General features: G+C 72.3%; 6 protein-coding genes and 1 pseudogene. 4 read left to right on the top strand and 3 right to left on the bottom strand.

Features of this window, described 5'->3' with window-relative positions:
• The 4 genes from AB0G02_RS28820 to AB0G02_RS28805 form a co-directional block, all read left to right on the top strand.
• Positions 1–203 (top strand): hypothetical protein (locus AB0G02_RS28820; RefSeq protein WP_360799867.1); only part of this gene is annotated, 203 nt, incomplete at its 5' end.
• Between the two features lie 132 nt (positions 204–335).
• A complete protein-coding gene (locus tag AB0G02_RS28815) occupies positions 336–1,340 on the top strand; it encodes a C40 family peptidase (RefSeq protein ID WP_360799864.1) in 1,005 nt (334 codons plus the stop codon).
• A 47-nt stretch (positions 1,341–1,387) separates the two neighbouring features.
• On the top strand, positions 1,388–1,933 hold the full coding sequence (locus AB0G02_RS28810; RefSeq protein ID WP_360799861.1) for a hemerythrin domain-containing protein: 546 nt from the start codon (positions 1,388–1,390) through the stop codon (positions 1,931–1,933).
• 83 nt (positions 1,934–2,016) lie between these two features.
• Positions 2,017–2,364, top strand: coding sequence for an STAS domain-containing protein (locus tag AB0G02_RS28805; protein ID WP_360799858.1), 348 nt, complete (start codon positions 2,017–2,019; stop codon positions 2,362–2,364).
• Between the two features lie 45 nt (positions 2,365–2,409).
• On the opposite strand, the gene AB0G02_RS28800 is transcribed toward AB0G02_RS28805, so the two are convergent.
• The 3 genes and pseudogenes from AB0G02_RS28800 to AB0G02_RS28790 form a co-directional block, all read right to left on the bottom strand.
• Positions 2,410–3,129 (bottom strand): ATP-binding protein, encoded by a 720-nt coding sequence (locus AB0G02_RS28800; RefSeq protein WP_360799855.1) that lies wholly within the window; start codon positions 3,127–3,129, stop codon positions 2,410–2,412.
• A gap of 155 nt (positions 3,130–3,284) precedes the next feature.
• A complete protein-coding gene (locus tag AB0G02_RS28795; protein WP_360799852.1) occupies positions 3,285–4,265 on the bottom strand; it encodes a hypothetical protein in 981 nt (326 codons plus the stop codon).
• A gap of 219 nt (positions 4,266–4,484) precedes the next feature.
• Positions 4,485–4,692, bottom strand: a pseudogene (locus AB0G02_RS28790) (hypothetical protein); the annotation flags it as partial.

The raw sequence follows: 4,692 nt of genomic DNA, 5'->3' as shown, positions 1-4,692 counted from the left end.
CGGAGGTGGCGGGCCGGGTGGCCACCGCCGCCTCGGGGCTGGCCGTGGGCCACCCAGGCGGTCGCACGGACCTCACCGGCCTGTCGCCGCGCACGGCCGACGTCGGCCAGGCGTTCGGGAGCGCGACGGCGGCGCGTGTTGGCCCGTTGGGCCGTATGGGTGTTGGACTGTCCGGTCGACTTCGGCGTGTCACGGCCCGCTGAAGACGTCCGGGCGGAATGGTGTGCGCGGGACCCCTGATAGACGTGCGCACACGGGTTCCGTAACCTGTCCGAGACCTGAGCGGGTGTCACCCGTTCGGGGCATTCACCTGGCTCAAGGAGGACCGCGCGACCGTGGCGTCGAAATCCGCTCAGCGCACCGTCCGCGCGGCCCTGACGGTCACGGCCGTCTCCGCGCTGCTCGGCTCCGCACTGCCCCTCCCCCTCGCCGCGGCGGACCCCGAGGTGCCGCCCAACGCCTCCGAGGCGCTGCGCAAGTACAACGAGCTGTCCACGCAGGCCGAGACGCTGAACGAGGAGCACCTGCGGGCGCAGGAAGCGCTGTCCGACGCCCAGGGCTCGCTCGACCAGGCCAACCGCGACCTGACCTCGGCGCAGCAGGCGCAGGACGCGCTGCGCGGCCAGGTCGACCTGCTCACCGAGGCCTCCTTCGAGGGAGCCCGGTTCAACCAGCTGTCGGCGTTGCTGGTCAGCGACTCGCAGCAGGACTTCCTGAACCGCATGTCGGCGCTCGGCGTGCTGGCGGGCGACAACGCCGACGCGTTGCAGAAGCTCAGCGAGGCCGTCGAACTGGCCAACGACGCGGCCGGCCGCGCCAACGAGGCCGCCGACGCGGCGAACAAGGCCATCGCGGACATCGACCAGCGCAAGGCCGCGCTGGACGGGCAGATCGGTGAGGCGCGCGACGCCTACCGCTCGCTCAGCTCGGCCGAGCGGGCGGCGTTGAACAACGCCGGCGACATGAGCGCGATCCCGGTGCCCGCGGGCAAGGCGGGCGAGGCGCTGGCGTTCGCGCTGGCGCAGCGCGGCAAGGACTACGTGTACGGCTCGAACGGCCCGGACACGTGGGACTGCTCCAGCCTCATGCAGGCGGCGTACCGGTCGGCCGGCATCGCGATCCCGCGCACCACCTACGGCCAGGCCACCATCGGCCGGTCGGTGTCGCGCAACGAGGTGAGGGCCGGCGACCTGATCATCTACTACTCGGGTCAGACGCACGTGGCGATGGCGATCGACGGCCTGCGCGCCGTGCACGCGTCCACCGAGGGCGTGCCGGTGAAGGTGCAGGACATCGAGTCGATCGGACCGGTCAACGTCATCCGACGAGTGATCGGCTGAAAACCGGGTACCAGTCCTGCGGCCACCACACCGTGACGGAGGACGACATGCCCGACGTAGTCGATCTGATCATGCAGGACCACCGCGAGGTCGAGCGGCTGTTCGACGAGCTGAAGAACCACCCGGAGAAGCGGCCTCTGCTGGTGCCCGTGCTGATCTCCGTGCTCGTCGCGCACAGCCGCGCCGAGGAGGCCGAGGTCTACCCGGTCGCCAAGGACGAGGCGGGCGAGACCGATGAGGTCGAGCACAGCCAGGAGGAGCACGCGGAGGCGGAGCAGCTGCTGGTGAAGCTCGCGGAGACCGACCCGACGTCCCCGGCGTTCGACGGCGTCCTGCAGGAGCTGGTCGAGTCCGTCACGCACCACGTCGAGGAAGAGGAGTCGTCCGTGCTGCCCGGCATGCGGGAGCGGCTGGGCGAGCAGCGGCGCGACGAGCTCGGCCGCGCGTTCGCGGAGAGCCGGGCCCGGCACCTGGGCGACCGGCCGGGTGAGGCGACGCGCGAGGAGCTGCTGACCCAGGCGCGCAACGCGGGCCTCAAGGGCGCCTCCGGGAAGAGCAAGGCGCAGCTCGAGAAGGAGCTGCACGCGTCCTGACGGGCGCTCGCACTTGCCCTGGGCCTAGGCTGGGCGTGGTTGAGCAGGCAGCCGCTCTCTGCCGACCGCACCCAGGGGTGGACATGAAGGACTTCACCGACGCCGTCACGCTCACGGCGCACGAGGACACCGTGGGCGTGGTGGTCGTCGAGGTGGCGGGTGAACTGGACACGGCGACGACCACGTCGGCGGAGGACTTCGTCCTGCGCAGGCTCGGCAGCGGGGTCCGGACGCTGGTGCTCGACCTGTCCGGGGTCACGTTCCTCGGTTCCACGGGCATCAACATGCTGATCACCGTGCGCGCCGCGTGCGCGCGGACGGGCACGGCGCTGCGGCTGGTCGCGAACACGAAGGTCGTGCTCCGCCCGCTCCAGCTGACCGACCTCGTCGACCAGTTCGACATCGTCACGGCGGTGAGCGAGGCGAGCTGACCCGCGTGCTCCGGTCGCGGGGTGTCGGGGTGGGTGCGTCGGGGTTCAGTCGTTGATGACCGCCCAGACGACCTTGCCGCCGCGCGGCCACGGGGAGCTGCCCCAGGTCTCGCTCAGCGCGGACACGATCGTGAGGCCCCGGCCGCCCGACCGCGACGGTTCTCGCGCCTCGGGCGGGTCGGAGCTCTCGTCGCGCACGGCGATGGTGAGCCGGCCGCCGGACAGCTCCATCCGCAGCACCGGCTCGGACTGGCTGTGGCGGACGGCGTTCTCCACCAGCTCGGTCGCCACCGTTTCGGCGCTCGGGGTCAGGTTGTCGACGTGCCAGCGTTCGCACGCCTTCCGGACGAACTCCCTGGCGAGCATGCTGCTGACCGGCGACTCGGGTAGCTGGATCTCGTCGCGCCGCCGCTCGGGCGGCTCGCCGACGGCCGCCAGCGCGGCGTCCAGGACGCTGAACCGGGGCAGCTTGCTCGCACCGGTGGCCAGCGCCTCGCGGTGCTCGGGCGACTCCCCGACCAGCATGACCGGTATGCCGGGCCACTTCGACACCCGCGTCCAGACGGTCGTGAAGACCGACATGAACGCGGGTGTGGCGCACTCGAAGCCGTCGTCCAGCCGCACGATGACAGCCGTCGGCCCGTTCGCCGCGCACCGGAGCAGCCCGTCGCGCAGCTCGCGGTAGGTGCTCAGGTCCAGCAGGCCGGTCGGTCGCACCACCACCGCGCCGCCGATCTCGGTGCGGTCGAGCACCAGCTCGGTCACCTCGCCACCCCCTCGTGTGCGGGACAGGTAAACCTGCCGACGAACGGGTGGGCGCGCAGCTCGATCGTGCCGTTGACTACGCGCAGGTCTCGCGTTGACATCTGATCACCCCGATCGGGGGTTACCCGACCGGTGCGACAGCTAGTCGTTCACGCTCACCTCACGGGTGAGGCGACCTTCGGCTTGGGTGCCCACCGGGTGTAACCGGCGCGCTCGGCCTCCGCGACCGAGCCGAACGTGACGTCGCCCTTCATGCGCTTGTAGTACGGCGAGTCGGGGGTGTGGAAGATCATCGACTTGGAGTTCGCCTTGACCTCCAACCGCTCCCCCGCGGCCGGCGCGGTGACGGAGACAGCGGCGGGCACAGCGGCAGGCACGGCGGCAGCGGGCACGGTGACGGGCGCGGCGGCGGGGATGGTGACGGGCGCGGCGGCTTCGACCGGCTCGGCGGCCTCGACCTCAGCGACGACCTCCTCGACGGCCTCCGGCGCGGCTTCCGGCTCCTCGACGGCTTCCGGCTCCGGCGCGACCTCGGGCACCTGGACCGGCTCGATCGCCTGGACCTCGGGCACCTCGACGGCCTCGGGCTCGGCTTCGAGCTCCGCGGCGGCCGGCTCCTCGACGATCTCGGGCTCGGTGTCGGCTTCGAGGGCCTGCGCCTGGGCCGGGATCACCGGGGCGGCGACGGTGGCGGGAGTGGCGGCCAGCTCGGCGGCGGTGTCAGCCGGGTCCACGGCGTCCGCAGAGTCCACGGCGGTGATCTCGGCGGCCGGGTCGGTGTCCGCGGTGGTGATCTCAGCTGCGGTGTCGGTGGCGGCGGTGTCGGCGAGGTCGGTGGTGTCGACGGCGGCGGGGAGGTCCGCGGCGGTGTCGGTGGCGGCCGGCTCGACGACGGCGGTGTCAGCGGTGGAGGCGACCGGGGCGGGAGCAGCCGCGACCGGGGCGGCGGCAGGGGTTTCGACCGGCGCGGTGGCAGCGGCGGGGGCGGTCTCGGTGGTGGCGGGCTCGGCCTGGGCGGCCGGCTGGTCGAGGCGTGCACGCAGGTCGCGGATGATGGGGTTGAGGCGCAGCCACACGACGGCCGCGCCGGCCACGAACGCCGCCACGCACAGGACGATGCTGAACAACCAGGACACTGCCAACTCCTACGGCCACAGCTTGCGGAACAGGGACGTCGACCGGACGCGTCACGACGAGCCGCGCACGCAGCGGTCCGCCGGGCGGCCCACCGGGCGTTGCCACCCGAACTCACGACGTCGACGTCGACGTCACGCCGCGATGCCACCAGCTCGACCCGAAAGCGCACGACCCGTCGGCCGAATTCACCGTGTCGGGAACCACAGACTAAGGACGTGTCAAGCGGCGTTCGGCAGCACCCCCTGCCTGCACCCGCACCGACTGCACACCGGGTGCGCGGGCAGCCGCACGTCGGCCAGCAGTTTGCGCGAGTCGTCGAACGTCGGGACCCGCTGACCGGGCACCAGCAGGCTGTCCAGCACCTCCTGCCGACGCCGCGCCAACTCGCGCGAGCGCTCCACCGGGTCCTTCAGCCTCGCCCGCACC

Source organism: Actinosynnema sp. NPDC023658, from assembly GCF_040639995.1.
In the GTDB taxonomy this organism is placed as follows: domain Bacteria; phylum Actinomycetota; class Actinomycetes; order Mycobacteriales; family Pseudonocardiaceae; genus Actinosynnema.
The sequence above is the reverse complement of the archived record's forward strand: the minus strand, read 5'-3'. Positions and strand labels throughout refer to the sequence as shown.